Below are 2,238 nucleotides of genomic sequence, written 5' to 3'. Positions count from 1 at the left end.
CCAGGGCCCCGGGCAAGGTGGGAAACCCTCTGCGGCGAAGGTCGCACTGACGTGACCGGAGCCCTCAGCCACAGCCGGAGGGCATCGCACCTTGCCTCCGCCGCAGGGGGTGGGGCCGCAGTAGTGTTCCCCGCCCGACTCCAGGGGGTTGCCCACCCAACCGGGACCTCCATTCCAGGGGGTTTCCCACTCACCCGGGGTCCTCAGCCCCAGCCCCATTCCCTTCTTGGAGTCCTTGGCCACAGCCGGAGGGTGTCGCGCCTCCCCCGCCGCGGGGGGTGAGGGCCGCACGAGGCCTCACGCCCCCACCCCAGGGGGTTTCCCACTTGCCCGGGGTCCTCAGCCCCAGCCGAAGTGCGCTGTGCCTCCCCCGCCCCAGGGGGTGACGGCCGCACGAGGCCTCCAGCCCCGGCCCCAGGGGGTGTCGGTAGAGCGGGACTGAACCCCAGACCCAGGGGGTGAGACAGCAAGAGCAGGTTTCCCAAACGCCCGCCATCTGCGGAGGGCGGTGTGCGGAGACCGGTCTCGGTCGCGTTGGTCTCCACGGGGCACCCCTTGGGAACGTACAGACCCGGGCTGGGCGCGGAGCCGTCCCCACGGTACGAGGCCCGGCAGACCAAAAAGACGTACGCGTCTCCTGCACGTCCCCGGTGGTGGGGGTGTTTTCCGGGGACGGGTCGGGGCACAGCGCACACCCCCGACCACACAGGTCCACGGAAAGACGCCCCGACTGGAAACAGGCCGTTGCACAGACCTCGCTTGAAAGCCCGACCACAGACGGGGTAACCCCCGCCGTCAGTGCCCTCCCCGGACACAGGGGGTGTCGGGAGGAAAAACCACAACCCCCGCCCCAGAGGGTAACGGCCGCGGATACCCGCAGCCCCAGCCCCAGGCCGGAAGGTGAACCGCGACCTGCGCCCTAGGGGGATGACGCCGCGGTCACCTGCCGCGCCCGGACACAGGGGGTGCCGGGAGGAAGAACCACCACCCCCACCCCAGAGGGTGCCAGCCGCAGAAGACCACCCTGCTGCGGGCGGGGCAGTGGAAATGCGGCCGCCGGGTACGGGGCGGGGCCCGGGCCGTTCCCGGCCCGGGCCCCGCCGTCAGGGGACTACGCCGGGCCGCAGTCCGGGAGGGGGACGATGTTCACGCCGCCCGGGTGGCTGGCGGTGAACCCGAACGTGGTGCTCTCACCCGGGTCCAGCAGGGTGTTGTGCGGGAGGCTGCGCACCTCGTGGTGCGAGCCGTGGTTGAGCACCGTGCCGTTCCACAGGCTGGAGATCGTCTGGCCGTTGGCGAACGTCCAGTCCACCATCCAGCCGTCCACGCCGTCCTCGCCCGCGGTCACCTCGACCGCGGCCTGGAAGCCGCCGGACCACTCGTTGGAGATCCGGTACTCGGCCGTGCAGTACTCGCCCGCGGGCGGGTCGGTCGGCGGGTCCGTGGGCTCAGGCGGGTCCGTGGGCTCCGGGGGGTCCGTGGGGTCCGGGGTGGGCTCGGGCGGGTCCGTGGGCTCGGGCTGGCCGCTCCCGCCGCTGAACACCACGTCCGAGCAGTTGTAGAACGCCTCCGGGCTGTCCGAGCGCTCCCACACCGAGTAGACGACGTGGCGCCCCGACCGGTTGGGCAGGTCCACGTCCCAGTAGTACTCGGCCCCCGCCGCGCCGCCGCTGCGCAGCGGCGGGTTGACGGCCGTGTCGATGAGCTCCAGGTCGTCCCAGGTCAGCGGCTGGTTGGGGTTCCAGCCGGACTTGGTGACGTAGGTGAAGAACGTGCCCGGGTGCGGCGCCCAGGCGTTGTGCAGGAACTCCACGGTGGTGTTGGCCTGCAACGGCGTGGACGGCCAGTCGCTGCGGGCCGCGTTGAACGCGCTGAACTGCGGGGTGGGCCCGCACAGCTCGCCGTCGGCGACGAACTCGCGGTGCCGTCCGGCGGAGTTGCTGATGAGGTTGCCGAACCAGTTCCAGTACGCGTAGTCGCCGCCCTGCGCGAGCGCGTCGACGCACGCCGGGTTGGTGGGCGCCAGCGCGCCGCCGGAGCTGCCGCCGGTGGCGTCCTGGAAGCAGGCGTAGGTGCGGGAGGCCGGGTAGGTGAACGCGCCGTGCGCCTGGGCGGGCTCGGGGTCGGCCACCACCGCGTAGCCGACGGCGAGCGCGCCGAGCGCCACCGCGGCGGTGAGGAGGTTGCGGACGCGGGTCCTTTCCATGGGGGGTGTTCCTTTCGGGTGGGGGAGTCCCG

Annotated in this window: 1 protein-coding gene; it reads right to left on the bottom strand. The window is 72.5% G+C overall.

Annotated features, from left to right (window positions below; genetic code table 11):
• Window positions 1–1,111: 1,111 nt before the first annotated feature.
• A complete protein-coding gene (locus ACJOT3_RS34175; protein ID WP_406977272.1) occupies window positions 1,112–2,206 on the bottom strand; it encodes a lytic polysaccharide monooxygenase in 1,095 nt (364 codons plus the stop codon).
• Between the last annotated feature and the right edge of the window lie 32 nt (window positions 2,207–2,238).

It is taken from the genome of Nocardiopsis protaetiae, assembly GCF_045446735.1.
In the GTDB taxonomy this organism is placed as follows: Bacteria; Actinomycetota; Actinomycetes; order Streptosporangiales; family Streptosporangiaceae; genus Nocardiopsis; species Nocardiopsis protaetiae.
This window is presented reverse-complemented; position numbering and strand designations above follow the sequence as displayed.

Coding starts and splice junctions, on each gene's coding strand:
- ACJOT3_RS34175 (WP_406977272.1), bottom strand. CDS start 2,206: ATGGAAAGGACCCGCGTCCGCAACCTCCTCACCGCCGCGGTGGCGCTC.